Here is a 352-nt window from a genome sequence, read left to right on the forward strand (position 1 = left end):
ATTGGGTGCCTGGCAGTGTCCTACTCTCGCATGGCGAATGCCACACTACCATCGGCGCTACCGCGTTTCACTTCTGAGTTCGGCATGGGATCAGGTGGTTCCACGGCGCTATGGCCGCCAGGCAAATTCTTCAATCTCGGAAAGCTGACGTGAGTAATGATGTTGCGCTTGGCTTATCACTATCACTGAATTTGTAAGTAGTCTCGCACTTGCTACAAGGCCAGAAACACTTCTTGGGTGTTGTATGGTTAAGCCTCACGGGTAATTAGTATGGGTTAGCTCAACACGTCGCCGCGCTTACACACCCCACCTATCAACGTTGTGGTCTCCAACGGCCCTTTAGGACCCTCAA

Annotated in this window: 2 rRNA genes; both read right to left on the reverse strand. The window is 52.0% G+C overall.

The window, feature by feature from the left end:
* Positions 1–7: 7 nt before the first annotated feature.
* Positions 8–122 (reverse strand): 5S ribosomal RNA (gene rrf / locus AACW87_RS14605).
* A gap of 122 nt (positions 123–244) precedes the next feature.
* A 23S ribosomal RNA gene (locus tag AACW87_RS14610) occupies positions 245–352 on the reverse strand; the annotation flags it as partial.

This window comes from Aeromonas sp. MR7 (genome assembly GCF_963899385.1).
Classification (GTDB): Bacteria; Pseudomonadota; Gammaproteobacteria; order Enterobacterales; family Aeromonadaceae; genus Aeromonas; species Aeromonas bestiarum.